The organism is Pseudomonas sp. 30_B (genome assembly GCF_017491605.1).
In the GTDB taxonomy this organism is placed as follows: Bacteria; Pseudomonadota; Gammaproteobacteria; order Pseudomonadales; family Pseudomonadaceae; genus Pseudomonas.
Map to the genome: position 1 here is coordinate 85,278 of NZ_JAFGYY010000007.1, position 26,219 is coordinate 111,496.

A 26,219-nucleotide genomic window follows, 5' to 3' on the forward strand; every position below is an offset into this window, starting at 1 on the left:
GAAACGAAAAAGGCACGCCAGGTGGCGTGCCTTTTTCATTATGGGGGTGAATCAGAGCCCCAGAGCACTCACTGCCGCGGCAACCAGAATACCCACCACAATGCCCGCTGCAATCTCGATGCGAGTGTGCCCCATGCGCTCTCGCAGCAACTGATGATCCGCACAGGCTACAGCAAGCCGATTGATCGCCACAGCATGCCTTCCAACCTGCCGACGCAGGCTATTGGCATCGAGCATCACGATGAACGCCAAGGTCAGGGCAACACCGAATGCTGGTTGGTCCATGCCCTGCTTGAAAGCGATCAGGGCCGCCATGCTGCTGACGATCGCGCTGTGATTGCTTGGCAGGCCACCATAGCCGATCAGGCCGAATGCCGGCTTTCCGGCCTTGATGCTGTTGATGGCAAACTTGCTGCAACCGGCGACGAGCCACGCCAGCAGCGGAGTCAGCAAATAGGCATAGGTGCTCATGCCGGCATCCCCGGCCAGAGCGCCCACATGCAAACGCCACCCCAGACGACCACTGTCAACAGAAGCTGCCAGTCGGCCAGCAGCGCATCGGTGGGCGACTCGCCGCCTTCCAGCGCCTCAACCACGTACCAGTAGCGGAACAGGCCGAACAGCACCAGCGGAACGGTGATGACCAGATCCGGCTTCGCCGACATCACGAACATGCTGTAGAACAGCAACGCCCCCGTTGCGGAGATTTCCGCATAACGATCCACCAGGGCGAGCGAATACTTGCCCAATACTTCACGGGCGCCGGCGCCGCTCCTGCTCAGCTCCTGGCGACGCTTCACCGCCGCCAGGTAGAGTGCCAGACAGAGCGTCGTCACGAACATCCAGGAGGAAACGGGAACACTCAAGGCCACGGCGCCGGCGTAAACCCGCAGGACAAAGCCGATGGCGATAGTGAAGATATCGACTACGGGCTGGTGCTTGAGGACGAAGGTGTAGGCGAGATTCAACACCATATAGGCCAGGATCACACCGATGACCTTGGGCAACAGGAATCCGCCCACGACCAGGACGCAATACAGGGCAACCAGCAACGACAGTGCTGCGGACACCGAGACCGCACCGCTGGCGAGCGGTCGCGATTTCGACTTGACCGGATGCAACCGATCGCGCTCGATGTCACGCCAGTCGTTGATGATGTATGTCGCCGACGATGCGACACAGAACAACAACACAGCCTGAAGCGCATGACTAATGGCGTAGAAGTTGAGAAACTCCCCGGAAAAGATCAGGGGTGCAAGAACGAACCCGTTCTTCACCCACTGTCTGGGACGCAACAACTTGATCAGGCCTTGCACCTGCCCCGTACCGCACTCCCCCACCAGTGATTCCTGCATGCGCTTTTCCTGATTATTCTCTTAGAAGAATCTTGATGAAACTGGCACTTATCTACGCAATTCTTGCATTAATCGCTACCGTAGCAAACATAGGATCACAGGACCTGGTCGTCAGGAACTACGCCGGCCCCTACTCGATCACTCTTTCAATCATCATCGGAACAGGCGTTGGCCTGCTGCTGAAATACGCTCTCGACAAGCGCTATATCTTTCGCTTCAAGGCCCGAAACGCAGTTCATGACGGACAGACATTCGTCCTTTACACCCTCATGGGACTGGCCACGACCGTCATCTTCTGGGGCTTCGAATTCGCCTTCCAGCACATCTTCCAGACCGACGGCATGCGCTATCTCGGCGGGGTGATCGGCCTGGCGATCGGCTACCTCACCAAATACCACCTGGACAAGCGCTATGTGTTCCGCACGGAGGCCGCATGAGGCGCGTCAACTCCTGGGGACGGCTCGAGGCTCCTCTGCATGAGGTCATCCCACTTTCCGCTCCCGAGCGTGTAGCGCAGACCCTTGAAGGCAGCAGACTACCCGGCCTGGCCCACGGCATGGGACGGAGCTACGGGGACAGTTGTCTCAACGCCGATGGCACCCTGTGGCTGACAACAGCAATGGATCACCTGATCCGGTTCGATGAGCAATCCGGTCGACTGACCTGCGAAGCTGGAGTCCTGCTGCGGGACATTCAGCGCCTCACGGTCCCACGCGGCTGGATACTGCCCGTCACTCCCGGAACTCAGCTGGTGACGGTAGGCGGAGCCATCGCCAATGACGTGCATGGCAAGAATCATCACATCCTCGGCTCGTTTGGCGATCATGTTCAGCGCATCCGACTCGTACGTACCGACGGCACGACACTCGACTGTGGACCACAGACTGAACCGGACTGGTTCCGCGCCACCGTAGGGGGGCTGGGCCTGACAGGAGTGATAGTCGAAGCCGAGCTGCAATTGCGGCGGGTAGCCGGCCCCTGGCTGGATACCGAGACGCTTCCCTATGGGAACCTGAATGAGTTCTTCGCCCTTGCCGACAGTTCGGAGGCTGGCTGGGAGCAGACAGTGTCCTGGATCGACTGCCTGTCGAAAGGCGGCAGCCGCGGCATATTCATGCGAGCCAATCCGGCCGCCAGCGGACTGCGGGAAGAACCGCGCGGACGCAAGCTGGGCATGCCTTTCGTCCCGCCGATATCCCTGGTCAACAGCTTGTCGCTGCGCCCGTTCAACACCGCCTATTACCATCTCAACCTGCGCAAGGCCGGCAAGGGAATCGCGCACTACGAACCGTTCTCTTACCCACTCGACAACATCCTCGACTGGAATCGCATGTACGGTCCGCGCGGCTTCTATCAATACCAGAGCGTCGTTCCGCGATCTGCCGGCCAGGAAGCGGTGCAAGCCATGCTGGATGCCATCGCGGCGTCAGGAGAGGGCTCGTTCCTTGCCGTGCTCAAGACCTTCGGTGAGCGACACTCGCTGGGAATGCTGAGCTTTCCGCAGCCCGGCGTCACCCTGGCGCTCGACTTCCCGAATCGTGGGGCGCGTACCCTGCGCCTGCTGGAAAGGCTCGACGCAATAGTCCGCGAGACGCATGGGCGCCTTTATCCCGCCAAGGATGCACGCATGCCGCGCGACCTCTTCGAGTCCGGCTATCCACTGCTGAATGAATTCTTACCCTACCGCGACCCCGGCATCAGCTCGGGGCTGTCCCGCCGCCTGCTAGGAAGCTGAAGTGAACAGGAAACGCATCATCATCGTTGGAGCGACCTCCTCCATTGCTGAACACTGCGCGCGTCTCTGGGCCCAGGGCCAGGAGGTCGATATGACCCTGGTCGGCCGCGACCTGCAGCGTCTGCAGCGCATCGCCACGGATCTGCAGGTTCGCAGCCCGAACAGCGAGATCAATTGCTCGACTGCCGACTTCATCGACCCGCAGAGCATTCAGCGGCAGGTCGATGAATGGCTGGTCAACAGCCCTGCGGACATCGTCCTGATTGCCCATGGCTCCCTTCCGGATCAGGCCACCTGCCAGGACAACCTGCAGGAGGCTCAGCAGGCGCTGGAAATCAACGGCCTCTCCCCCGTGCTGTTCTCCGAAGCCTTCGCCACACACATGCAACGAAGCAACCGCGGCACTTTGATCATCATCGGTTCGGTAGCCGGTGATCGCGGGCGCAAGTCCAACTATGTGTATGGTGCCGCCAAAGGTCTGGTCAACCGATACGCGCAAGGGCTGCAGCATCGCCTTGCCGGCAGCAACGTGAAGGTGATGCTGGTGAAGCCGGGCCCCACCGATACGCCAATGACCGCGCACCTGAAAAGCGAAGGCGCTCGCCTCGCTCCGGTGGAAGATGTTGCCAACGAGATCGTCCAAGCCGCCAGCAAGGGCGTTGCGACGCTCTACACGCCCCGCAAGTGGCAACTGATCATGTGGGTCATCCGACACATGCCTGCGGTGGTCTTCAACAAACTGAACATCTGATCGGATGCGCCCCGCACCAGCGGGGCTCATCGCTCGGACTTAACGCTTGCGGCAGAGACTCATGCCGTCACCGATCGGCACCAGCGAATAGTCGATCCTGAGGTCTTCCTTCAGAGCCCGGTTGAGCTGCTGGATGGCGCGCGTGTCGTCGCTCTCCGGCTCAACCTCCAGCACCCGCCCGCTCCACAACACATTGTCGAAGACCACCAGCCCGCCACTGCGCAGCAGCTTCAGGGCATATTCGAAATAGGTGGGATAGCGCGCCTTGTCGGCATCGATGAAGACCAGATCGAACGCTCCGTCCTCACCGCCGGCCATCAGGCTCTCCAGGGTGGACAGCGCCGGCCCCAGGCGCAGCTCGATGCGGCTGTCGACGCCCGCCTCTTGCCAATAGGAACGTGCAGTCTCGTTGTAGTCGCCAGGCAGGTCGCAGCACAGCAGGTGCCCGTCAGCGGGAAGCGCCTCGGCCATGCACAGTGCGCTATAGCCGGTAAAGGTACCCACTTCGAGCAGACGCCGGGCACCGATCAACTTCACCAGCAACGCGAGGAATTGCCCCTGCTCCGGGGCAACCTGCCAGCGCGACATGGGCAATGCGGCGGTCTCCTCGCGCAGGCGGGCCTTGATGGGCGAGTCGCGCAGGGAAACATCGAGCAGGTACTGGTAGAGGGAATCGTCCAGATTCAGTGTGCGCGTGGTCATGGCCCCTCCCGGACAAGATCAGGGATGCAGGGCGAGACTCTGCACGGCCAGGACGCGCTTGGCTTCGAGGAAGGCTTTCTGCCAATAGGCGCTGTCGAGGCTGTCCAGGCGTACGGTCCCGCCCGTCCTGGGCGCATGCACGAAGCGCCCTTCTCCGACATAGATACCCGCATGACTCACGCCACGTCCACCGCTGGTAGCGAAGAACACCAGGTCGCCGCTCTGCAGCGATTCGCGACCGATGCTGGGCGCGCGCAGGGTGATCATCTCGCGGGTGGAGCGCGGCAGTTGCAGACCGGTGGCATCGCGGTAGACGTAGCCGATCAGGCCGCTGCAATCGAAACCGCCATCGGGCGTGTTGCCACCCCAGCGATACGGCGTGCCAACCAGGCCAATGGCACGGATCAGGACATCATCGGCAGCTTGCGAATTGTAGGCAGGGAGCGAAGGCGCGTTCACCACGGGCGGAGGCGACGGCGGAGTGCGACTGGCGCAGGCGGCCAGGGAGGCGAGAAGAGCGAAGAGAATGACGCGCTGTGGAGCGAGCATGTGATGGCATCCCTGCTAAGGAATGCCATCACTTTGCACCGACAGTGGCTTGAACGCAATACTTAAAGTAATACTTTAAGTTTAGCGAGTCACCGTCTTGGGCTCGTAACCCGGCTCGAGCACGCGCTTGGCTTCCATGTAGCTCAGGCGCCAGTAGCTCTCGTCCAGGCTGTCCACCCGCACACCACCGCCACGGCGGCTGGCGGAGTGGATGAACTGACCATCACCGATATAGATACCGGCATGGCTCACCCGACCGCGGCCACGATTGTTGAAGAAGATCAGGTCGCCCGGCTGCAGGTCTTCTTTCGAGACCAGCGGGACGTCCATGGTGATCAACTCACGCGTGGAGCGCGGAAGGTTGATGCCTGCTTCCTCGCGGAACAGATAGCCCACGAAGCCGCTGCAATCGAAACCAGTTCGTTCCGACTTTCCACCGAAGCGATACGGAGTACCGATCAGCGAGAACGCGCGATCCAGGATGTCGGATACGTGCGTGGTCGAACTGCCGTTATAGTTTTTGGCCCCCTCGTCCTGCGACTCATCCGCCTGCGTGACCTTATTCTGGTCAATCTGGAGAAAAGCGGCTCGGCTGGTCGGCGCTACGGCTGCCTGGCTTTGCTGCGATTCCGGCGAATGGCTGGCACAAGCTGCCAGCAACAGAACGAAACTCATGGGCACGAGGGGTGCGAAGCGTTTAAGCATGGGCACGACCGTGTCTCATTAGTTCCATTTAATAGCGGGCTAATTTGCCCGCTCAATCGGCTCAATGCAAGTTTTTTATCGCGGAATGTGACTCAGCAGGCGCGGCATAATGTCTAAGGCTCGACCCACCATTCTTTCTTCGACCACTGAACTCAGGTCAGTCAGGCCCGGATTCACCTCGGCGGTGAAGCCTCCCGCCTCCCGTGTGCGCAGCACCGGCTCGATGATGTAGGGGAAGCTCGCAGTGGTTCCCACCAGCAGTACGGCATCGAATCCCTTGCGCAATTGCGCGTAGAGCGTGTCGATCGCAGCCTCCGGCAGCATCTCCTCGAACAGCACCACCGGCGGGCGCAGCACGCCTGCGCAGCGCGCGCATTTCGGCGGCAGCGGGCCGTCCAGATGCCCGGCCAACTCGGCGCACTCCAATCCGCACGACTGGCAGTACAACGGCGCCAACTCGCCATGAATCTCGATCAGCCGCTCAGGGGGCGAGCCGGCACGACGGTGGAATCCATCGATGTTCTGCGTCAGCACCCAGCACTCAGGCTTGAGCCGTTGCAGTTCGGCGATAGCGCCGTGGCCGGCGTTGGGCTGCGCGCTCAGGCAGGCCTTGCCCAGTTCCGCCAGGTACTTCCAGCACAGCGCCGGGTTGTCACGCAGCATCGGTCCGGAAAGCGCCGCCTCGATGGGCAGTCCTTCTGCCGTCCGGCCGTTGTAGAGGCCGCCGAGCCCCCGGTAGGTGGGCATGCCGGAATCGGCGGAGAGCCCGGCGCCGGTGATCACCAGGATGCGTTCGGCGCGGGCCAGTGCTGCGCCGGTGCGTTCGATGGCCGATTCCATGCGCCCTCCTCCGCGGCCGGGCCGCGCGTCAGTGGTTGACCGTGTAAGACAGCATCATCGAGATATGGCACAGCGGCCGGCCACTTTGTTCCTGCCACGCATTGAACGCAGCCTGCACCCGTGCGAGGTCTTTCTGGCTGGTCGGCGTCTTGTCGACGATTTCCTGGGCCTTGAGCGCGGCGACCACGTCGTCGCTGAGGACGAAGGTGTCCTTGCCGGCCATGCGCAGGAAACGCGGCGCGGACATGCCGCCCAACTGGTTGCCGCGCTTGGCCAGCATCTTCCACAGGCCGACGATGTCGCTGGACGGCCAATCCGCCAGAAGCTTGCCGAAGCTGCCGTATTCGCGGGCGATATCCAGGATGAACTGGGCATTGCGCGGCACGCTCTTGAGCTTGCCCAGGAGACGGATGAGCCGGGTGTCCTGCATCAGGTTTTCCAGGCGCTCGCCGCCCATCAGCACGACCTTCTCCGGATCGAAGCCGAAGAAGACTTCCTCGAAAGCCGGCCATTTGGCGTCCACCAGGCTGTGCTTGAGGCCCGCGCGGAAGATGCGCAGGCTGATCAGCGACAGGTAGCGATCATCGCTGACCGCCGCCAGCTCGGCCGCGGACTTGGCTTGAGGCAGACGGGCTTCCAGCGCCTCGACCGAGCCAAAGCGATTCAGACAATACTCGTACAGCCACGGGTAATCGCGCATCGGGCATCCTTGCGAAGGTCTTACAGGTTCATCACATCGAGGAAGCGAGGGGTGGCAGTCTCGTCGATGCGCAGGCTGTTGAAGTCGAACAGGTTGCGGTCAGCCAGTTGCGACGGCACCACGTTCTGCAGCGCGCGGAACATGATTTCGGTGCGGCCCGGCGACTTGCGCTCCCAGTCCAGCAGCATTTCCTTGACCACCTGGCGCTGCAGGTTTTCCTGCGAGCCGCACAGGTTGCACGGGATGATCGGGAATTCCTTGAGCACCGAGTAGGCTTCGATGTCCTTCTCGTTGCAGTACGCCAGCGGTCGGATCACCACGTTGCGGCCGTCGTCGGACAGCAGCTTGGGCGGCATGGCCTTGAGGGTGCCGCCGTAGAACATATTAAGGAAGAAGGTTTCCAGGATGTCGTCGCGGTGATGCCCGAGCGCCATCTTGGTCGCGCCGATCTCGTCGGCGTAGGTGTAGAGGGTCCCACGGCGCAGGCGCGAGCACAGCGAGCAGGTGGTCTTGCCCTCCGGGATCTTCTCCTTCACCACCGAGTAGGTGTCCTTCTCGATGATGTGGTACTGCACGCCGATGGACTCCAGATAGGCCGGCAGCACGTGCTCGGGGAAGCCGGGCTGCTTCTGGTCCATGTTCACCGCGACGATCTCGAACTGGATCGGCGCCACCTTCTGCAGGTACAGCAGGATGTCCAGCAGGGTGTAGCTGTCCTTGCCGCCGGACAGGCAGACCATCACCTTGTCGCCGTCCTCGATCATGTTGAAGTCGGTGACCGCTTCGCCAACCTGGCGGCGCAGGCGTTTCTGCAGTTTGTTCTGGTTGACCGAAAGGGTGCTGGCCATGGTGCTCTGGAATCCGAAGGGCAAGACGAAAAGCCGGTCATTTTACGCGCAAAGCGACCCATACCCCAGCCCCCTGATCGGCTCGCTGCTAATCTGACGGCATGACCCCCGATCTCGACTACAGCCTCGACCTCGCCGACCAGCTCCTTGAACTGCTGCGCGAAGCGCCTGACGGACTCTCCGAATTCCAGCTGATCCAGCAGTTGAAGGCGCGGCACTCCACGCATGTTCCGAACCTTCCACTGATCGACAAGCTGGTGCTGTTCCGCACCCATTTCCTGGTGTTCAACACGCTGTACCGCCTGCGCGACCGGCTGTGGGCGGAGAACGCCGCGCATCTGGAGATCGGCCCGCTGCAGATCCGCCTCTCGCCTTATATAAGCGGCGTACAGGCGCTTGGCGAACAGGATGCCCTGCGCGCCTATTACCTCGATGAAAAACACTTGAAGGAAACCACCGAGCGCGACGTGGAGAAGCTGCTGGAAAGCTTCTGGACGCGCATGCAGGGCAACGAGGAAAAGGCCGCCGCGCTGGCCCTCTTCGAGCTGGAAGACGGCCCGGTGGACTATGCCTTGATCAAGCTGCGCTACCGCCAACTGGTCAGCCAGCACCATCCGGACCGGGGCGGCAGTACCACGCGACTGCAATCGATCAACAAGGCGATGGAAATTCTGGAGCGCTATTACAGCCGCCCGTGAAACTTCCATTTGCTCTAAACCCACGGACGACGAGGCCTTTAGCCCTCCCTATACTGCGACTTAAGGTCGCATAGGTCGGCCGAGCACCGGATGACGCTGGCTACGCGTCTCCGGCGCTTCGCTGGGGGGCGACCTTCTATAAGAAGAGGAGAATGCTGACATGATCCATCATGTGTGGGGGCTCTTCACCCATCCCGATCAGGAATGGCAGGAAATCCGTGGCGAGGAAGAATCCATCAGCCACATGTACCTGACCCACGTCCTGATCCTCGCTGCCATCCCGGTCATTTCCGCCTACATCGGCACCACGCAGGTCGGCTGGGTATTGGGCAATGCAGGACCGGTCAAGCTCACGGCCGCCAGTGCGATGCAGCTGACCATCATGACCTATATCGCCATGCTCGCCGGCGTCGCCGTGATGGGCGCCTTCATCCACTGGATGGCACGGACCTATGACGCCGCGCCCTCGATGACCCAATGCGTAGTCTTCGCCGCGTACACCGCTACCCCGCTGTTCATCGGCGGATTGGCGGCGCTCTATCCTCACCTGTGGCTGGGCATGATCATCGGCACCGCCGCGATCTGCTACACCGTCTACCTGCTCTACGTCGGCATCCCGACCTTCATGAACATTCCCAAGGATGAAGGTTTCCTGTTCTCCAGCTCGGTGCTGGCGGTGGGACTGGTGGTGCTGGTGGCGATGATCGCCCTGTCGGTGATCCTCTGGGGCAGCGGCGTTGGCCCGGAGTACACCTGATCCTGACCACGAAATGAACGACCGGGCCCCAGTGGCCCGGTTTTCTTTTGCGCGCTTGCCTGAAACTCGCCGGGCTTGCCTGAACCTGCACCCCGGACGAGCGGCCGCGAGAAATGCTCCGCCCGCGCTCCGACTGCGGCATAATCTGCCCCCGTCGGAGAACCACTGTATGCCTGAACAGCTCAACGCTCGCGTCGAAGCCTGCTACCAGCAGGCCGAAGCCTTCTTCCAGCGGCGCTTTCCGCGCCCGGAAGTGAGCTTCCGGCTACGCGGCCAGAAGGCCGGCGTCGCCCACCTCGATGAGAACCTGCTGCGCTTCAACCCGCAGCTATACCGGGAAAACCGCGACCATTTCCTGCAACAGACCGTGGCCCACGAAGTGGCCCACCTGATCGCCCACCAGATGTTCGGCCCGCGCATCCGCCCCCACGGCGAGGAATGGCAACTGATCATGCGCGGCATCTACGGCCTGCCGCCGGATCGCTGCCACACCTACGAGATCAAGCGCCGCCGCGCCACCCGCTACCTGTATCGCTGCCACTGCGGCGAGGGCAACGAATTCCCCTTCTCCGCCCAGCGCCACAACCTGGTCGCCCAGGGCCGCCGCTATTACTGCCGGCGCTGCCGCGCGACGCTGATCTTCACCGGCGAAACCCGCCGCGAGTGATGCCGCTCAGGCGATGACTTTCGCCGCCTTCAGCGCCTCGACCTGCTCGGCCGAGTAGCCCAGCTCCGCCATCACCTCGACCGTGTGCGCGCCCAATGCGACACCGATATGGCGCGGCTCGGGCAGGCCGGCGGAGAAGTGGATCGGACAGGCGATCTGCCGCTGCTCGCCACCCTTGCCATTAGGAACGCCGGTAACCACGCCGCGTTCGCGCAGTTGTGGATGCTCGACCGCCTCGGACAACGACAGCATCGGCTCGACGCAGGCGTCCAGCACGGCAAAGCGTTCCTGCCACTCGCTGAAATCGTGCTTCTCGAACTCGATGGCGATCTCACGCTTGAGCGCCCGCTGGTCCTCCGGTTTGGGCGACAGCCCGCGTGCGGCCAGCTCCGGGCGGCCGATGGCGGCACAGAACTGCTGCATGAATTGCGGCTCCAGGCTGCCCACCGAAAACCAGCGGCCATCGCGGGTGCGGTAGTAGTCGTAGAAGCTGCCGCCGTTGAGTGCGAGGCCTTCCATTTCCGGCTCCACCCCTGCCGCGAGATACCCCGCGCCCGCCATGCCATGCAGACTGAACGCGCAGTCGGTCATGCTCACGTCGACCTGCTGCCCCTCTCCCGTCTGCTGGCGGTGGATAACCGCGGCCAGCAAACCCATCACGCCATGCAGCGACCCGCCGCCGATGTCCGCCAACTGCACGCCCAGCGGCAGCGGGCCGGTGTCGCGGCGGCCGGTGTAGCTGGCGACGCCGGCCAGGGCCAGGTAGTTGATGTCGTGCCCGGCGCGATCACGGAAGGGGCCGGTCTGGCCATAGCCGGTAATCGACACGTAGATCAGCTTCGGGTTGATCGCCCTGAGCGCCTCGTAGCCCACGCCCAGCTTGTCCATCACACCGGGGCGGAACTGCTCCAGCACGATGTCGTATTCCCGCACCAGCTGCTTCACCACCTCCACCGCCTGGGGCTGCTTGAGGTCAAGGCCGATGGAACGCTTGTTGCGGTTGAGGTAGGCATGGCTGGCGGAGGTGCCGTCCGCGTGCGGCGGCAGCACACGCACCAGGTCCATGCGCGTGGGCGACTCCACCCGCAGCACCTGGGCACCCATGTCGGCCAGCAGCAGCGAGGCGAACGGCCCCGGCAGCAGGGTGGAGAAATCGAGGATCTTCAGTGAGGCGAGCGGGCCGTTCATGGGCACTCCTGTTTCGCTCAATCGATGCGTGGGCGCCGCGCCTCAGAGCTTCATGCCGCGGCTGATGATCTCTTTCATGATTTCCGAAGTACCGGCGAAGATGCGCTGAATACGCGCGTTCGCATACATCTTGCAGATCGGATACTCCCACATGTAACCCCAGCCGCCGTGCAGTTGCACGCCCTCATCGACCACCTTGCACAGCAGCTCGGTGGTGAACAGCTTGGCCTCGGCGGCCACTTCGGGGGTGAGCTTCTTCTGGTTGTGGTCCATCACGCAGCGGTCGGTGAAGACCTGTGCCACGTCGATCTGCGTGCGCATCTCGGCGAGCTTGAAGCGGGTGTTCTGGAAGTGCGCGACCGGACGGTCGAAGGCCTTGCGCTCCTTCACATAGTCGATGGTCGCGTTCAGCGCCGCCTCGGCACCAGCCACCGCGCCGCAGGCGTTGGTCAGGCGCTCCTGGGCGAGCATGTTCATCAGGTAGAAGAAGCCGCCCTTGGCGTCGCCCAGCAGGTTTTCCTTCGGCACTTTGACGTTGTTGAAGAACAGCTCGGCGGTGTCCTGGCTCTTCATGCCCAGCTTCTTCAGGTTGCGCCCGCGCTCGAAGCCTTCCATGCCGCGCTCGACCACGAACAGGCCCATGGCATGCTTGTTCGAAGGGTCGGTCTTGGCCGCGACTATCACCAGGTCTGCCAGCAGCCCGTTGGAGATGAACACCTTGGAGCCGTTGAGGACGAAATGATCGCCCTTGTCCACCGCCGTGGTACGCATGCCGGCCAGGTCGGAACCGGCCGATGGCTCGGTCATCGCCACCGCCAGGATGCTCTCGCCACGGATGATCCCCGGCAGCCAGCGGGCCTTCTGCTCGGCGTTGCCGTACTCGGCAATGTAGGGACCGCACAGCGCCGAGTGCAGCGGGATCATGAAGCCCGGCTCGTTGATAGCGGCCAGTTCCTCACACATGATCTGTTCGTAGCGGAAATCCTTCAGCGCGGTTCCGCCGTACTCCTCCTCCGCCCAGGGCAACAGGAAGCCCATCTCCCCCGCCTTGCGCCAGACGCTGCGGTCCACCACACCGGCCTCCTCCCATTCTTCCTGGTGGGGCACCACTTCCTTGTCGAGGAAGGATCGGAACGCATCGCGGAACAGGTTGTGCTCGGTCTCGAAGTGATTGCGCAGCATGGTCGACTCCCGGTGGGTTGAGTGCCCGCAGGGTAGGTGCTGGCCGCGCGCGGCCTCAATGACGCGAGCGCTCAGGGTCGATTGACGCAATCGGCCAGGGAATGCGAGGGTGAAACCTCCGATAGCCGCAGCGGAGAGCGCCCGCATGCAGATTCGCCCTTTCCAGCCGGAGGACATCCCACTCTACGAAAGCTGGTTCGACGACCCGCTGCTTGACGCACAACTGGGCCCGATGGATCGGTACTGGCTGGAACAGGTGCTCGCCGATGCGGACAAGGCTCAATACAGCATCCTGCGTGGCGGCCTGCTGGTCGCGGTGGTGGGGGTTTGCCTGCCCACCCCGGCGCGTCCGTACTACTTCGTCACCGACCTCGCCGTGCGTCCGGCATTACGCGGCTCAGGCATCGGGCGCGCGGTAATGACGCTGGTGATGAGCCGGCCGGAACTGCAGGGCAGTCCCCTGTGGCGGGCCAGCGTGAAGCCGGACAACCCGGCGGCGCTGGCATTCCTCCTCAAGCTGGGCTGGACGCGGCTGGAAATGGGCAATCCGTTCGATGAGCTGCTTGAGTTCGAATTCTGCCGACGGCCAGCGGGGCCTTTGCTCCGCTGATCCAGCAAGGGCGTAGGAGCGGACTCCGTCCGCGATGATTTCACCTTCTACGTGAGGCGAGCCAATCGCGGATAAATCCGCTCCTACAACAGCCGGCGGTTTGGCGTTCATACGGAAGCAACTTCCTGGTCCCATAAAAAAACCCCCGCCGAGGCGGGGGTTCACACAAAGGAGTCAACGGTACTGCGTAGTGCTTAGAACACGTATTGCAGACGGGTCACGACGCCGTTGCCGTCATCGTCGCCGTTGGCGTTGCGGATGCCGTCGGTGGTGACGTGAACGTAGTCGAGGGAGACCTTCACCGCTTCGTTGGCGTACCAGTTCACACCGACAGTGTTGGTGCTGGCCTTGGTGTCGCCCACGTCGCGGGTAGCGGTAGCCACGACCACGTTCGGGTCGTCGACCTTGATGTGGTCGTAACGGTAGAAGACTTCCCAGGCACCGAGCTGCTTGTCAGCCGGCTTGATGGTGTCGAACTTGGCGCCATCGAGCTTGTATCCGCGGGATTCGCCGGTGATGGTGTACGCCAGTTGGCCGTAGTAACCGTCAGCCTTGATGTCCTGGTAGGCATTGGCATCGGCTTTCAGCTTGCGGTCGACGTATTCGGCCTGAGCGGAGAACGGGCCGAAGGCGTAGGCCAGTTCAGCACCCCAGGTGGAGTCGTCCTTGTAGGAACCGGCAGGGCTCAGGGTAGCGCCGCCGAAGGTCGCGCGGTTGCCGTTGTCGCCGGCGTCGTTACCGCCGTTGGTGGCCACGCCACGCATGCCCAGACGCGGACGGATGCGGGAGTCGAAGGCGGTGTCGTTCAGGTCGCGGTAGGCGTAGTCCAGACCGACGTGCAGGACATTGCCGTCGGTGTTCATCGGAGCGAACACGCCACGGAAGTTGAACTGCTTGACGCTGTCGCCGTCGGTGTCGTCGGCGTCCTTGGCGAACACGCCGGCATCGACGTAGGCCATGTTGGCAATCACGCCGCCCACCTGAGCACCCATACCGTCCTGGTGGGTGTTGATCCAGTCAGCAATTTCGTAGGCGGAAGTACGCTCGGTGGCGGTAACCCACTTGGAGCTGGTGGCTTTTTCCAGGCCGAAGTCGGGGTCGAAACGACCGAACTTCAGAGTGACCGGAGCGAAGCCGATGTAGCTGAAGGAAGCTTCGTCGAAGTAACCGTTGTCAGCGTTACCCGAGTTGTGGGACATGTCATAGTTGATCTGGTATTTCCAGTCGCGGTACATGGTGCCGCCCAGTTCCAGGTAGGCACGACGGAAGTACGCGGCGTCAGCCTCGTTGCCGTTCTTGGTGTAGAAACCATCGAAACGGCTGTAATCCGCTTGCAGACGGCCACCCAGCTTGAAGCTGAACTCTTTGTCGGTGGTGCCGACCTCAAGGCCGCCCTTGGTCTTGATAACGATATCGGCGCCATCGGTGGTGACTGTGCCTGCGAAAGCCTGGGCGGAAACGGCCAGTGCCAGGGCAGTGGCGGCGTAACCGGCGAAGTGCTTACGGATCATCGAAGATTCCCCTTAATGGTATTTAGCGTTGAACACGCCGAGTGCCTGGCTGCTGCGCGGCCCCCAAGGTCACGCACAGGCCGTCTGGCGGCCCCCGTTTGTGTTGCTGGGAATCTTGGCGAGGGGTTATTTCAGATCAGTTGCTCGTAGATAAAACTTTTATTACAAAGGAACTTTTGATTTCTTTGAGTCATATAGCTCCTAACTCTTGTCCGACCAGGCTGCGGACGCTTTCCGGCAGCCACTTTGGCGGTATGCTTTCTCCTTCATCTGAAAGACCTTGCCTTCAGGCGTCCCCATGCACGAACTGCAACCCCTGATCCAGCAGCACGGCCTTTCCCTGCTGTTCCTCAACGTCCTGCTGGAACAGCTCGGCCTGCCGATTCCCGCCTACCCGGCCCTGATCGTCGCTGGCGCCCTGGCCCTGCAAGGCAGCGGCGTGCCGCTGGGCGAAGCGCTGGCAGTGGCGGTCATCGCCTGCCTGATCGCGGACTGCATCTGGTACTTCGCCGGCCGGCACTACGGCGGCTTCATGCTGCGCAGTGTGTGCAAGGTCTCGCTGTCACCGGACAGCTGCATCCGCCAGAGCCAGAGCCTGTATCTGCGCATTGGCCCACGCGCGCTGCTGATCTCGCGCTTTCTCCCCGGCGCCAGCGCGCTGACCACCACCATGGCCGGCATGACCGGCACCCGTCTGCCTCGCTTCCTCGGTTATGACTGCGCCGGGGCCGCGCTCTGGGCCGGTTCGGCGTTGATGATTGGCAGCATCTTCAGCGATGCGGTGGATTACGTGCTCGGCTGGCTCAGCCAATACGCCAGCCTCGGCGCCGCGCTGCTGTTCGGCGCCTTCGCCCTGTTCATCGCCTGGAAGCTCTGGCAGCGCTACAGCCTGCTGCGGCGCACCTCGCGGATTCCGCGCATCAGCGTCGACGAGCTGCGCGCCCGCCTGAACGCCGAACAACCGCCGCTGATCCTCGACGTGCGCGCGCAGTTCGACAGCGAAGCGATCCCCGGCTCCATTCCCTTCGGGCTCGACGCGCCGCTGGACCAGTTGAGTGGCAGCCTGGAGGGCAAGGATGTGGTGATCTACTGCGCCTGCCCCCACGAACTCTCCGCCGCCATGCTCGCCGAACGGCTGCAGGCGTCCGGGCATCCGCGCGCATGGGCGCTGTCGGGTGGGTTGGATGCATGGCATGCGCAGGGACCGGATTGATCCGCGAAGCGATCGGTAGCCGTCCGCGATAGTCGGAGTGCCGGGAGGGTTCACGGATAAGATCCGCTCCTGCGGGAGCCATCGCTGCGAAACGCCCGTCGATCCCGCCCTTGCAGGAGCGAGCTTGCTCGCGAATCAGGGTTTCCGGCGACTCCAGCGTCAAGCGGGTTCGCGAGCAAGCTCGCTCCTACGAAGAGCCTTGCGCGGGCTCAGCGTCGCGAATGGTCCCGGCGCAGTTCCGCAAGGTGCGCGGCGAGCAGCTCGGTGTCCGCGCTGGTCTTCTCCGGCAGCGCACGCAGGGTCGCCTGGGCCAACCTCATCTGCCGCAGGTAGCGCCGGCAGTTGCGGCACAGCAGCAGGTGCCGCCGTAGCGCCAGCTTCTCGCGAAAGCCCAGTTGTTCGTCCAGCAGGTCGCTGGAGCGTGCCACCAGTTCCTTGCAGGTCAGCATTCCCCGGTCTCCTCGAAGTACTCCAGCGTGGCGAACACCTTCAGCCGCGCACGATGCAGCAGCACCCTGACATTGGAGAGCGAAACGTCCAGAAGATTACAGATCTCGTCCAGCTCCAGTCCCTGCCGTTCGCGCAGCAGCAGGACACTGCGCTGCAGCTCGGACAGGCTGGCGAGGGTATTTTCCAGGCATTCGCGCAGTTCATCCTCGGCCAGCAGGGCTTCCGGGGAATCTTCGTGCCAGGCCAACGGTGCCGGGCTCCAGTGACCGTCGGCGGCGAAACGGGCGTCGTCGATGCTGCCGTGGGGTGCGGGCAGATCGTCCAGCGAGATATCGCGGCGAACCTTGCGCAGTCGGGATTTGGCGGTATTGGCAGTGATGGTCAGCAACCAGGTCTTGAGGCTGGAACGGCCCTGGAAGCCATCGAGATTGCGCACGGCAGCAAGCCAGGCATCCTGCACCACTTCGTCGGCCTGGGCACCGCCGACGATGGCGATGGCAACGGCACGCATCGCACCCTGGTAGGCGGCTACCAGGGTGCGGAAAGCCTGCTGGTCACCGGCCAGCAGGCGCGACAACAGTTCGCTGTCGTCTGTGGGCACGATCAGCGCTTGCGCAGGATCACGCTGCCGATGGAGTAGCCGGCGCCGAAGGAGCTCAATACGCCGATGGAGCCGGCGGGCAGGTCGTCCTGGTACTTGTGCAGGGCAATCACCGAACCGGCCGAGCTGGTGTTGGCGTAGGTGTCGAGGATTACCGGCGCCTCGTGGGCCTCGGCGTCGCGGCCGAGCAGCTTGCGGGTGATCAGCAGGTTCATGTTCAGGTTGGCCTGGTGCAACCAGAAGCGCTTCACGTCGCTGACCGGGATGTCGTTCTGCGCCAGGTGCTCGCCGATCAGCTCGGCCACCATCGGGCAGACGTCCTTGAACACCTTGCGGCCTTCCTGCACGAACAGCTTGTCGCGCGTGCCGATGCCCTCTTCCGCGGCGCGGTTGAGGAAGCCGAAGTTGTTGCGGATGTTGTTGGAGAACTGGGTCAGCAGCTTGGTGCTCACCACGTCGAACTGGTGCTTGGAGGTGGCCTGGTCGGCGCGCTCGACGATTACCGCAGTGGCGGCATCACCGAAGATGAAGTGGCTGTCGCGGTCGCGGAAGTTCAGGTGGCCGGTGCAGATTTCCGGGTTGACCATCAGGATGGCGCGGGCCTGGCCGAGCTGCACGCTGTTCACCGCGGCCTGCAGGCCGAAGGTGGCCGAGGAGCAGGCGACGTTCATGTCGAAGCCGAAACCCTGGATGCCGAGGGCCGCCTGCACTTCGATGGCCACCGCCGGGTAGGCGCGCTGCAGGTTGGAACAGGCGACGATCACGCCGTCGATGTCTTCCGCAGTACGGCCGGCGCGCTGCAGGGCCTCCCTGGCGGCGTGTACGGCCATTTCACAGAGGATGCCCCAGTCTTCGTTGGAGCGCTCCGGAATGCGCGGAGCCATGCGATGGGGATCGAGGATGCCTTCCTTGTTCACCACGAAGCGGCTCTTGATGCCGGAAGCTTTCTCGATGAAGGCGGAGCTGGATTCGGCCAGCGGCTCCATCTCGCCCTTGGCGATCGCCTCGGCGTGTTCTTCGTTGTGAATGCGGACGTAGCTGTTGAAGGATTCCACCAGTTCATCGTTGGAAATGCTGAACGGCGGGGTATACAGGCCTGTTCCGCTGATCACGACTTTATGCACGGTCAATCCTCTTCTGTATCGGGCCGCCGGACCAGGCGGCAAGGTTAGGCATCAAGGTGCCCGCACGCAGGCCGGCACTGGATAGTCTGGGTCCGCGAGACGGCGCGGATACCGGAAAATGTAGCAAAGCAGTCTGCCATCCCCGTCTGCAGGCGGCATCTTCCGCCGCCCGGCGGTTCGCAGTGGTACCTTGGTACAACCACGGGGGTGCTGATTATGCTGCAATTTTCGGCAAAAAGTCGCCGGAAAAGCGTGGTTATTCCGCCACTTTCCGTAATAAAGCCTCGTACTGCATGGCGCGTCGATTGAATTTCTGCAAGGGCCTCATAGTCACCGCTGGCGCGCCACAGCCGGCGACGGCTCGTATGCTTCACGCCATTGCCCAGGGAAACTGAAAGGATGAGTGACATGCCCCGCCCGGAAATGGACGAACAGACCGTGGAATTCGCCAACCAGGTGATCGATCTGGCCCGCCAGGGCGATACCGAGCGCCTTGCCGAGCTGCTGCGACAGGGCCTGCCGGCCAATCTACGCAACCACAAGGGCGACAGCCTGCTCATGCTGGCCAGCTACTACGGCCATCACGCCACGGTGCAGGCGCTACTGGAGCACGGCGCCGACCCGGACCTGCGCAACAATGCCGGGCAGACGCCGCTGGCCGGCGCCGCCTTCAAGGGCGATCTGCAGATGGTGCGCCTGTTGCTGGGCAACGGTGCCGACGTCGAGGGCGCCTCGCCCGACGGCAAGACCGCCCTGATGATGGCAGCGATGTTCAATCGTCCGGAGATCGTCAGTTGCCTCCTGGAACACGGCGCCGACCCTGCGGCCCAGGATGCCAGCGGCCTGACGCCCCTGGCCGCCGCGCGGATGATGAACGCCGCCGATACCCTTGCCCTGCTCTCCGCTGCCTGAGCCGCTCAGACCGGGTCGCTGTGGACCAGTCGATTGCGCCCTTCCGCCTTGCCCCGATACAGGCGGCGGTCGGTGCAGCGGTAGAGTTCGTCGGCATCCAGGCCGTCGGTGGGCCACTCCGCCAGACCGAAGGTGGCGGACAACGGAATCTGCTGGCCGGAATACTCCAGCGGTCGCCGGGCGACTTCCTCGCATAACGCTTCCACCAGCGGCTGGGCGTCGAAGCGGTCGGTGAACGGCAGCAGGATTCCGAACTCCTCCCCGCCCAGGCGGCCGATCAGGTCGGTGGCGCGCAAGCGATGGCGCAAGCACCTGCACAGGTGCTGCAGGGCCTTGTCGCCCGCATCGTGTCCCCACTGGTCGTTGATCAGCTTGAAGTGATCGACGTCCAGCACCACCAGCACCAGCCGCGCGTCGTAACGGGCCGACTCCTGGATACAGCGATGCAGCGCGCGCTGGAAGCTCTTGCGGCTGGCCACTCCGGTCAGCGCATCGGTGAGCGCCAGGTGCCGCAACTGCTTATAGGCCTCGGCGCGCCGCCCCTCGTAGAGGTGCATGAAGGCGAGCACCAGCACGCCGCAGAAGATGCCGTTGCCGATGTCGATCAGCCCCGGCGCATCCAGGCGCAGGTGGTTCACGTAGAGGTACATCAGGGTCGCCAGCAGCATGAACGGCACGCTCAGCAGGAAGCCGCGCCACTGGCCCAGCAGCAGGTAGGCCATGACCGGCATCAGGTAGACCCAGACGAACGCCGTGGCCGAGGCCTTGGGCATGACGATGATATAGAGGATGAAGCAGAAGGTCGGGAGCAGGTAGGCGAAGATCCACGGCACCAGGCGGCGCACCCGCTTGAGCCGGTGCGAGGCCCACAACAGCACACCACAGGCTGCCGCCTCGGCGCCGGCCAGCCAGTAGTTGCCGGCCAGGCTCTGGAGGATGCAGAACACCCCCAGGGTCGCTCCGGTGCAGGCGAAGATCAGCCGCATCAACAGGCGGTGATCGGCCTCTTCCAGCCCTGTCGGCCCGGTGCTGGGTTCGTACAGTTGTTCGGGATCGCTGTTGCGGTACATCAGCCTGGCTCCTTGGCTTGGCCGTCAGCGGGTCGACCGCCCCAAAAAGACTACTCCAATTTCCTACAGTGAGTAGCCATCCGACCGATTCATTCTGTACGCCGGCCGATTCACGGCAGGATCAGCCGCTCTGGGCTAGCCTTCGCTGCATCATCCGTGGAGGAAATCTATGCGTTCGATCCTTGCCGTCCTGCCGTTGCTGGTGCTGTCCGGTTGTGCCTCGTACCAGGGCGATGAAGTCCATCCCGTTCCTTCCGATCGCCTGCTGGCCTATCAGCAAGCGGGCAAGGACAGCGTCCAGGTCGACGTGACCCGCGATGAGGGGTACCTGGGTGGTGGCTGCTACGTCGCCGTCACCATCGATCACGAAGTAGCCGCGCGCATCGGCAAGGGCGAGTCGGCCAGCTTCCAGGTGCCGGCGGGCAAGCATGTGGTCGGCATCATCGGCGACAAGGACGGCGAAGGCCTCTGCAGCAAGGCCATGCTGCGCCGCGAACTGCTGGTGCCGTTGGAACCGGGCGGCAACAACGCCTTCCGCATCGTCAGCGACAACCGCACCGGTTTCGATATCAAGCCGGCGGTCGAGTAAGCCCGACCGCCCGGGTACGCCTCAGCCGTTCAGGCGAGCCACGAGGCGCGCCTGCAGCTTCTCCAGTTCTCCCGCGTCGGCCCTGTTCGCCGCGTGGATCCCCAGGCCCTCGCCGGCATAGCGCGGAACGATGTGCATGTGGATGTGGAACACCGTCTGCCCCGCCGGCGCGCCGTTGAACTGGGCGACCTGTACGCCATCGGGGTTGAGCTCCGCGACGATGACGCCGGTCAGGCGCTGCACCACGCGCATCACCTTGGCCAGCGCATCGGGGTCGACTTCGAGGATATTGCGCGCCGGGGAGTTCTTCGGAATCACCAGGGTATGGCCGTAGGACTGCGGGAACAGGTCGAGGAAGGCGAGCACGTCGTCGTCCTCGTACAGCTTGTAGCAGGGAGCTTCGCCACGAATGATCTGGGCGAAGATGTTCTGCGGATCGTAGGTGCCTTGCAGGCTCATGGTGGGCTCCATCTCCAGTGACTATGGGGCCGCACCATACCGGTTTGTCGCGCGCGGGTCATGACCGGCGACGCGCAGCGGTCTATCCTGAGGCCTTTCGCTCAACAGATCGGAGTTTGCATGTCGGATCTTTCCGCGTTCCCCATCACCCGCAAATGGCCCGCCGAACACCCTGACCGCCTGCAGCTGTACTCGCTGCCCACGCCCAACGGCGTGAAGGTGTCGATCATGCTGGAAGAGCTGGGTCTGCCCTACGAGCCGCACCTGGTCAGCTTCGAGCGCAACGACCAGATGTCCCCGGAATTCCTCTCGCTGAACCCGAACAACAAGATCCCCGCGATCATCGACCCCAACGGTCCGGACGGTAAGCCGCTGGCGCTGTTCGAGTCCGGCGCGATCCTGGTCTATCTCGCCGACAAGACCGACTCGCTGGTGGTCCCCGGCACCAGCGGCCGCTACGAGACTCTGCAGTGGGTGATGTTCCAGATGGGCGGGATCGGCCCGATGTTCGGCCAGGTGGGCTTCTTCAACAAGTTCGCCGGCAAGGACTACGAGGACAAGCGCCCGCTGCAGCGCTACGTGGACGAGGCCAAACGCCTGCTGGCCGTGCTCGACCAGCGCCTGGAAGGCCGCGACTGGATCATGGGCGAGCGCTACACCATCGCCGACATCGCCACCTTCCCGTGGATTCGCAACCTGGTCGGTTTCTACGAGGCGGGAGAGTTGGTGGGCTTTGAGAACTTCCACAATGTGAAGCGCGTGCTGGAGCGATTCCTCGCACGGCCGGCGGTGCAGCGTGGGCTGAATATCCCGAAGCGGGATTGAGGATTCACACCCTGTAGGAGCTAGCTTGCTCGCGAATAGATTCCCCGGCAACTCAGGAGCTGGGCGGGTTCGCGAGCAAGCTCGCTCCTACAAGATCAATCGCGGTCAGGCCTCGACCTGGCTCCACTGCTTCGACAGGCGCTTGTCCGACACCGGCACCTTGGTCCCCAGTTGCTGGGCGAACAGCGAGACGCGGTACTCCTCCAGCATCCAGCGGTACAGCGCCAGCTCAGGGTCGCGCTTGCCTTCCTGGGTGTGCTTGGCCAGGCGCGCCGAATACTGTTCCCAGTAGCCGGCCATCTCGCCGCTCCACACGCGGTCGCGCTGGACCTGCCCGGCAACCTTGTCCAGGCGCTGCTCGACCGCCTTAAGGTAGCGCGGGTATTCCTTCAGCCATTCCAGCGGCGTGTCGCGCACGAAGCCGGGGTAGACCAGCTTGGCCAACTGCCCCTTCACGTCGTTCAGCGGCACGGTCATGGCGAGGTCGACCTTGCCCTTGAAGCGCTTCTGCAGGCCATGCCAGAGCTTGAGGATTTCCAGGGTCAGGCGGGCGATGCGCTCGGCGTGCTCGGTCCAGGCGCCGCGTTTCTTCTCGGCCAGTGACGCAAGCCCGGCGCCATGGCGCGGCAGGTTGTTCTCGCCGTCGAGAATGGCGCTGTCCAGGCTGGCCAGCAGGATGTCTTCCACCAGTGCCTCGACGCGGCCCAGCTCGCGGTAGAGCAGGCCCATGTCGGTCTGCCCCGGCAGCTTGCCGCGCAGGAACTTCGCCGGCTCGGCCAGCTGTTGCAGCAGCAGGCGCTGCAGGGCCCGGCGGTGCTGGTAGTCGGCTTCGGCCTGGGTCGGGAAGCGGTTCTCCTTCACCACACCGGCCTCTTCCACCAACGCCGGGTAGACCGTCATCGACAGCCCGGCGACCTTCTGCTGGACCTTCTCCGCCACTTCGCCAAAGCCCTTGGCTTCCACCGGTTTCTGCGGCTTGTCCGCCTGCGGGATCGCCAGCGCGGCCTGGCTGGCCTCGGCGAAGCGCGCAGTGAGCTCGGCCAGGTCGCGGCCTTCGCCGAGGAACTTGCCACGGGCGTCGACCACTTCGATGTTCATCCGCAGGTGGCTTTCCACCTGGATCTCGGCGTCCGCCCAGGCCTCTTCCGGGACGCGGCTGCCGGTCATGCGCTGCAGCTCGCGACCGAGGGATTCGGACAGCGCGCCCTCGGCGAAGACCATCTTGCCCAGCGCGGCGCGGACGAAATCCGGCACCGGCACGAAGTTCTTGCGGATCGCCTTGGGCAGGCTGCGCACCAGCTCGATGCACTTGGCCTCCAGCAGACCCGGCACCAGCCACTCCAGGCGCTCAGCGGGCAATTGCGGCAGTAGCGGCGCGGGTACGCGCACAGTCACGCCGTCGCGCACGTGGCCCGGCTCGAAGTGATAGGTGAGCGGCAGCTGCAGGTCACCCAGGCGCAGGCGGTCCGGGTAGAGGCCGGCGGTGACTTCGCTGGCATCGCGGGCGAGGACGTCTTCCTCGCGCATGATCAGCAGGTCCGGCTGCTGCTTGTGCTCGCGCTCGTACCATTTCTCGAAGCTGGCGGACTGGTAGATATCCGCCGGCAGGCGCGCGTCGTAGTAGCCGAACAGGGTTTCCTCGTCGGCGAGGATGTCGCGCCGGCGCGCCTTGGCTTCCAGCTCGTCGAGCTTTTCCAGCAGCTGACGGTTGGCCGCCAGGCACCTGGCGCGGCTGTTGATCTCGCCACGCACCAGCGCCTCGCGGATGAACATCTCGCGGGACACCGGCGCGTCGATCGGGCCGTAATGCACGGCGCGGCGGCCAACGATGATCAGGCCGTAGAGGGTGATCTGCTCGTAGGCCACCACCTGGCCACGGCGTTTTTCCCAGTGCGGTTCCAGGTAATTTTTCTTCACCAGGTGCCCGGCCAGCGGCTCCAGCCAGTCCGGCTCGATCTTGGCGACCATGCGGGCGAACAGCTTGGTGGTCTCCACCAGCTCGGCGGCCATGATCCACTGCGGCTTCTTGCGGCCGATCACGCTGGAAGGGTGAATCCAGAAGCGTCGCTGGCGCGCGCCGAGGTAGTCGCCCTCCTCCGCCTTCTGGCCGATCTGGCTGAGCAGGCCGGAGAGAATCGCCTTGTGCACGGCGGCGTAGTCGATGTCGCGGGCCTTAGGCTCATCCGCTTTGGCGACTGGCTGGCGACCACGATTGTCGTGTGGCTTGGCCTGTTCGCGGGCAGGCTCGCTCTTGCGCGAACTGCCCTCGCCTTTGCTGAAGGGCAGCTGAAGCTCGCGGCAGATCAAGGTCAGCTGGCGGTGCGCGTCCCTCCACTCGCGAAGACGCAAATAGTTCAGGAAGTTCTTCCGGCACCAGTTGCGCAGCGGGTTGGAGCCCAGCGCCTGGCGCTGCTCCTCGAAGCCGCGCCAGAGGTTGATCAGCGCGGCGAAGTCCGAGTCCGGGTCCTTCCACTGCGCGTGGGCCTGATCGGCGGCCTGCTGGCGGTCCATCGGCCGCTCGCGCGGGTCCTGCACGGACAGCGCGCTGGCCACGGTGAGCACTTCCGGCAGGCTGCCCAGTTGCGCCGCTTCCAGCAGCATGCGGCCCAGGCGCGGGTCGATGGGCAGGCGCGCCAGCTGGCGGCCCAGCGGCGTCAGCTGGCCCTCGCGGTTCACCGCCGAGAGTTCCTGCAGCAAGGTGAAGCCGTCGTTGATCGCCTTGCCGTCCGGCGGCTCGATGAAGGGGAAGGCCTCGATGTCGCCCAGGCGCAGGTGGAGCATCTGCAGGATCACCGCCGCGAGGTTGGTGCGCAGGATTTCCGGATCGGTGAAGGCCGGGCGGCCGTTGAAATCTTCCTCGCTGTACAGACGCACGCAGATGCCCGGCTCGACCCGGCCGCAACGGCCCTTGCGCTGGTTGGCGCTGGCTTGCGAGATGGCCTCGATGGGCAGGCGCTGGACCTTGGCGCGGTAGCTGTAGCGGCTGATGCGCGCGGTGCCGCTGTCAATCACGTAGCGGATGCCCGGTACGGTCAGCGAGGTTTCCGCGACGTTGGTGGCGAGCACGATCTTGCGTCCCGGCATGGGCGCGAAGATCTTCTGCTGCTCGGCTGGCGTCAGGCGCGCATAAAGCGGCAGCACCTCGGTATGGCGCAGGTTGGCCTTGCGCAGCATGTCGGCGGCGTCGCGGATTTCGCGCTCACCGGGGAGGAACACCAGCACGTCGCCGGGGCGCTTGCCGACTTCGCGCTCGTGGGCGGCGATCTCGTCCAGCGCACGGAGGATGCCCTGGTCCACGGAGAGGTCGTCGAACAGCGCTTCGCCGTCCTCGTCCACTTCCGCCGCCAGCGGGTGATACCAGGTTTCCACCGGGTAGGTACGCCCCGAGACTTCGACAATCGGCGCATCGCCGAAATGTTTCGAGAACCGCTCCAGGTCGATGGTCGCCGAGGTGATGATCAGCTTGAGGTCAGGCCGGCGCGGCAACAGCGTCTTGAGGAAGCCGAGCAGGAAGTCGATGTTCAGGCTGCGCTCGTGGGCTTCGTCGACGATGATCGTGTCGTAGCGTTCCAGATAGCGGTCGTGCTGGGTCTCGGCCAACAGGATGCCGTCGGTCATCAGCTTGATCAGGGTGCTGTCGTCGCTCTGGTCCTCGAAGCGCACCTGGTAGCCAACCAGCGAGCCCAGTGGCGTGCCGATCTCTTCGGCGACGCGGGTGGCGACGCTGCGCGCGGCCAGACGGCGCGGCTGGGTGTGGCCGATCAGACCGTGGGTGCCGCGCCCCAGCTCCAGGCAGATCTTCGGCAACTGGGTAGTCTTGCCCGAGCCGGTTTCGCCGGCGATCACCACCACCTGGCTCTTTTCCAGCGCGGCTTTGATCTCGTCGCGTTTGGCGGCGATCGGCAGACTGTCGTCGTAGCGAATCTTCGGAATGCTCGCGCGGCGCGCCTCGACCTTGGCGCAGGACGCCTGGAAGCGCTCGGCCCACTGGGCCAGCTTGGCGTCGTCGGGATGCTTGCGCAGTTCGTGGAGCTGCCGGCGCAGGCGATGGCGGTCGCGGATCATCGCGTGATCCATGCGTTGCAGGAGCTGTTCGGGAGTCGGCGTACTGTCTGTGGTCATCGGCTTCGCGGGCATCAGGCGGGAGCGGCGCGAGCAGGTGCGGAGCCGGTCCCTGG

28 protein-coding genes are annotated in these 26,219 nt (G+C 63.8%); 11 read left to right on the forward strand and 17 right to left on the reverse strand.

The annotated features are described in order from the left end of the window. Window positions 1-51: 51 nt before the first annotated feature. Window positions 52-471, reverse strand: a complete 420-nt coding sequence (locus tag J5M67_RS09695; RefSeq protein WP_207885087.1) for a divergent PAP2 family protein — start codon at window positions 469-471, stop codon at window positions 52-54. Further along, on the reverse strand, window positions 468-1,355 hold the full coding sequence (locus J5M67_RS09700; RefSeq protein ID WP_207885088.1) for a decaprenyl-phosphate phosphoribosyltransferase: 888 nt from the start codon (window positions 1,353-1,355) through the stop codon (window positions 468-470). The genes J5M67_RS09695 and J5M67_RS09700 overlap by 4 nt, the downstream gene beginning before the upstream one ends. Window positions 1,356-1,390: 35 nt before the next feature. On the opposite strand from J5M67_RS09700, the gene J5M67_RS09705 reads away from it, so the two are divergent. From J5M67_RS09705 to J5M67_RS09715, 3 genes are read left to right on the forward strand one after another with little or no spacing between them, the layout of a single operon-like run. After that, the gene (locus J5M67_RS09705) at window positions 1,391-1,792 is read left to right on the forward strand and encodes a GtrA family protein (protein WP_207885089.1); all 402 of its coding nucleotides are present in this window, start codon (window positions 1,391-1,393) and stop codon (window positions 1,790-1,792) included. Next, window positions 1,789-3,090, forward strand: coding sequence for an FAD-binding oxidoreductase (locus J5M67_RS09710; protein ID WP_207885090.1), 1,302 nt, complete (start codon window positions 1,789-1,791; stop codon window positions 3,088-3,090). The genes J5M67_RS09705 and J5M67_RS09710 overlap by 4 nt, the downstream gene beginning before the upstream one ends. A gap of 1 nt (window position 3,091) precedes the next feature. Continuing rightward, window positions 3,092-3,841, forward strand: a complete 750-nt coding sequence (locus tag J5M67_RS09715) for an SDR family NAD(P)-dependent oxidoreductase (RefSeq protein WP_207885091.1) — start codon at window positions 3,092-3,094, stop codon at window positions 3,839-3,841. 39 nt (window positions 3,842-3,880) lie between these two features. Here the strand turns inward: J5M67_RS09715 and J5M67_RS09720 are convergent, their stop codons facing one another. The 6 genes from J5M67_RS09720 to ttcA all read right to left on the reverse strand — a co-directional run bounded on the left by J5M67_RS09720 (window position 3,881) and on the right by ttcA (window position 8,185). Next, window positions 3,881-4,543 carry a class I SAM-dependent methyltransferase gene (locus J5M67_RS09720; protein WP_207885092.1) on the reverse strand — a complete coding sequence of 221 codons (663 nt, stop codon included), beginning with the start codon at window positions 4,541-4,543 and terminating at the stop codon, window positions 3,881-3,883. A gap of 18 nt (window positions 4,544-4,561) precedes the next feature. Continuing rightward, window positions 4,562-5,092: a C40 family peptidase gene (locus J5M67_RS09725; RefSeq protein ID WP_207885093.1), complete on the reverse strand. Its 531-nt coding sequence runs from the start codon at window positions 5,090-5,092 to the stop codon at window positions 4,562-4,564. Between the two features lie 81 nt (window positions 5,093-5,173). After that, the gene (locus J5M67_RS09730; RefSeq protein WP_207885094.1) at window positions 5,174-5,803 is read right to left on the reverse strand and encodes a C40 family peptidase; all 630 of its coding nucleotides are present in this window, start codon (window positions 5,801-5,803) and stop codon (window positions 5,174-5,176) included. A gap of 69 nt (window positions 5,804-5,872) precedes the next feature. Next, a complete protein-coding gene (locus tag J5M67_RS09735) occupies window positions 5,873-6,637 on the reverse strand; it encodes an NAD-dependent deacylase (RefSeq protein WP_207885095.1) in 765 nt (254 codons plus the stop codon). A gap of 28 nt (window positions 6,638-6,665) precedes the next feature. Next, window positions 6,666-7,337, reverse strand: coding sequence for a DNA-3-methyladenine glycosylase I (locus J5M67_RS09740; protein ID WP_207885096.1), 672 nt, complete (start codon window positions 7,335-7,337; stop codon window positions 6,666-6,668). Window positions 7,338-7,357: 20 nt separating this feature from the next. Continuing rightward, window positions 7,358-8,185, reverse strand: coding sequence for a tRNA 2-thiocytidine(32) synthetase TtcA (ttcA, locus tag J5M67_RS09745; RefSeq protein ID WP_017522174.1), 828 nt, complete (start codon window positions 8,183-8,185; stop codon window positions 7,358-7,360). A gap of 101 nt (window positions 8,186-8,286) precedes the next feature. Here ttcA and J5M67_RS09750 point away from each other — a divergent pair, with 101 nt between their 5' ends. From J5M67_RS09750 to J5M67_RS09760, 3 genes are all read left to right on the forward strand, one after another. After that, window positions 8,287-8,883, forward strand: coding sequence for a DNA-J related domain-containing protein (locus tag J5M67_RS09750; protein ID WP_207885097.1), 597 nt, complete (start codon window positions 8,287-8,289; stop codon window positions 8,881-8,883). Between the two features lie 160 nt (window positions 8,884-9,043). Then, window positions 9,044-9,640, forward strand: coding sequence for a Yip1 family protein (locus J5M67_RS09755; protein ID WP_207885098.1), 597 nt, complete (start codon window positions 9,044-9,046; stop codon window positions 9,638-9,640). A gap of 169 nt (window positions 9,641-9,809) precedes the next feature. After that, on the forward strand, window positions 9,810-10,307 hold the full coding sequence (locus J5M67_RS09760; RefSeq protein ID WP_207885099.1) for a SprT family zinc-dependent metalloprotease: 498 nt from the start codon (window positions 9,810-9,812) through the stop codon (window positions 10,305-10,307). A gap of 6 nt (window positions 10,308-10,313) precedes the next feature. Here the strand turns inward: J5M67_RS09760 and J5M67_RS09765 are convergent, their stop codons facing one another. Both J5M67_RS09765 and J5M67_RS09770 read right to left on the reverse strand, forming a co-directional pair. Further along, entirely contained in the window at window positions 10,314-11,495 is a 1,182-nt protein-coding gene (locus J5M67_RS09765; RefSeq protein ID WP_207885100.1) for a CaiB/BaiF CoA-transferase family protein, read from the reverse strand. Between the two features lie 42 nt (window positions 11,496-11,537). Beyond that, window positions 11,538-12,677, reverse strand: a complete 1,140-nt coding sequence (locus J5M67_RS09770) for an acyl-CoA dehydrogenase family protein (RefSeq protein WP_207885101.1) — start codon at window positions 12,675-12,677, stop codon at window positions 11,538-11,540. A 145-nt stretch (window positions 12,678-12,822) separates the two neighbouring features. On the opposite strand from J5M67_RS09770, the gene J5M67_RS09775 reads away from it, so the two are divergent. Continuing rightward, complete coding sequence (locus J5M67_RS09775) at window positions 12,823-13,287, forward strand: GNAT family N-acetyltransferase (protein ID WP_207885102.1); 465 nt, start codon at window positions 12,823-12,825, stop codon at window positions 13,285-13,287. 194 nt (window positions 13,288-13,481) lie between these two features. Here J5M67_RS09775 and J5M67_RS09780 read toward each other — a convergent pair whose 3' ends face one another. Then, complete coding sequence (locus J5M67_RS09780) at window positions 13,482-14,798, reverse strand: OprO/OprP family phosphate-selective porin (protein WP_207885103.1); 1,317 nt, start codon at window positions 14,796-14,798, stop codon at window positions 13,482-13,484. A gap of 298 nt (window positions 14,799-15,096) precedes the next feature. Here J5M67_RS09780 and J5M67_RS09785 point away from each other — a divergent pair, with 298 nt between their 5' ends. Then, entirely contained in the window at window positions 15,097-16,011 is a 915-nt protein-coding gene (locus tag J5M67_RS09785; protein ID WP_207885104.1) for a VTT domain-containing protein, read from the forward strand. A 209-nt stretch (window positions 16,012-16,220) separates the two neighbouring features. Here J5M67_RS09785 and J5M67_RS09790 read toward each other — a convergent pair whose 3' ends face one another. From J5M67_RS09790 to J5M67_RS09800, 3 genes are read right to left on the reverse strand one after another with little or no spacing between them, the layout of a single operon-like run. Continuing rightward, window positions 16,221-16,460, reverse strand: coding sequence for a zf-HC2 domain-containing protein (locus J5M67_RS09790; RefSeq protein ID WP_207885105.1), 240 nt, complete (start codon window positions 16,458-16,460; stop codon window positions 16,221-16,223). Beyond that, the gene (locus J5M67_RS09795) at window positions 16,454-17,068 is read right to left on the reverse strand and encodes an RNA polymerase sigma factor (protein WP_207885282.1); all 615 of its coding nucleotides are present in this window, start codon (window positions 17,066-17,068) and stop codon (window positions 16,454-16,456) included. The genes J5M67_RS09790 and J5M67_RS09795 overlap by 7 nt, the downstream gene beginning before the upstream one ends. Beyond that, entirely contained in the window at window positions 17,065-18,186 is a 1,122-nt protein-coding gene (locus tag J5M67_RS09800) for a beta-ketoacyl-ACP synthase III (RefSeq protein WP_207885106.1), read from the reverse strand. The genes J5M67_RS09795 and J5M67_RS09800 overlap by 4 nt, the downstream gene beginning before the upstream one ends. 399 nt (window positions 18,187-18,585) lie before the next feature. On the opposite strand from J5M67_RS09800, the gene J5M67_RS09805 reads away from it, so the two are divergent. Beyond that, window positions 18,586-19,098 (forward strand): ankyrin repeat domain-containing protein, encoded by a 513-nt coding sequence (locus J5M67_RS09805; RefSeq protein ID WP_207885107.1) that lies wholly within the window; start codon window positions 18,586-18,588, stop codon window positions 19,096-19,098. Between the two features lie 5 nt (window positions 19,099-19,103). On the opposite strand, the gene J5M67_RS09810 is transcribed toward J5M67_RS09805, so the two are convergent. Next, window positions 19,104-20,168 carry a GGDEF domain-containing protein gene (locus tag J5M67_RS09810; protein WP_207885108.1) on the reverse strand — a complete coding sequence of 355 codons (1,065 nt, stop codon included), beginning with the start codon at window positions 20,166-20,168 and terminating at the stop codon, window positions 19,104-19,106. Between the two features lie 169 nt (window positions 20,169-20,337). Here J5M67_RS09810 and J5M67_RS09815 point away from each other — a divergent pair, with 169 nt between their 5' ends. Further along, a complete protein-coding gene (locus J5M67_RS09815) occupies window positions 20,338-20,757 on the forward strand; it encodes a 3-isopropylmalate dehydratase (RefSeq protein ID WP_207885109.1) in 420 nt (139 codons plus the stop codon). Between the two features lie 21 nt (window positions 20,758-20,778). Here the strand turns inward: J5M67_RS09815 and J5M67_RS09820 are convergent, their stop codons facing one another. Then, window positions 20,779-21,216 carry an HIT family protein gene (locus J5M67_RS09820; protein WP_207885110.1) on the reverse strand — a complete coding sequence of 146 codons (438 nt, stop codon included), beginning with the start codon at window positions 21,214-21,216 and terminating at the stop codon, window positions 20,779-20,781. 120 nt (window positions 21,217-21,336) lie between these two features. Here J5M67_RS09820 and J5M67_RS09825 point away from each other — a divergent pair, with 120 nt between their 5' ends. Further along, window positions 21,337-22,041 (forward strand): glutathione binding-like protein, encoded by a 705-nt coding sequence (locus J5M67_RS09825; protein ID WP_207885111.1) that lies wholly within the window; start codon window positions 21,337-21,339, stop codon window positions 22,039-22,041. A 105-nt stretch (window positions 22,042-22,146) separates the two neighbouring features. Here J5M67_RS09825 and hrpA read toward each other — a convergent pair whose 3' ends face one another. Continuing rightward, window positions 22,147-26,163 (reverse strand): ATP-dependent RNA helicase HrpA, encoded by a 4,017-nt coding sequence (gene hrpA, locus J5M67_RS09830; RefSeq protein WP_207885112.1) that lies wholly within the window; start codon window positions 26,161-26,163, stop codon window positions 22,147-22,149. Window positions 26,164-26,219 lie beyond the last annotated feature (56 nt).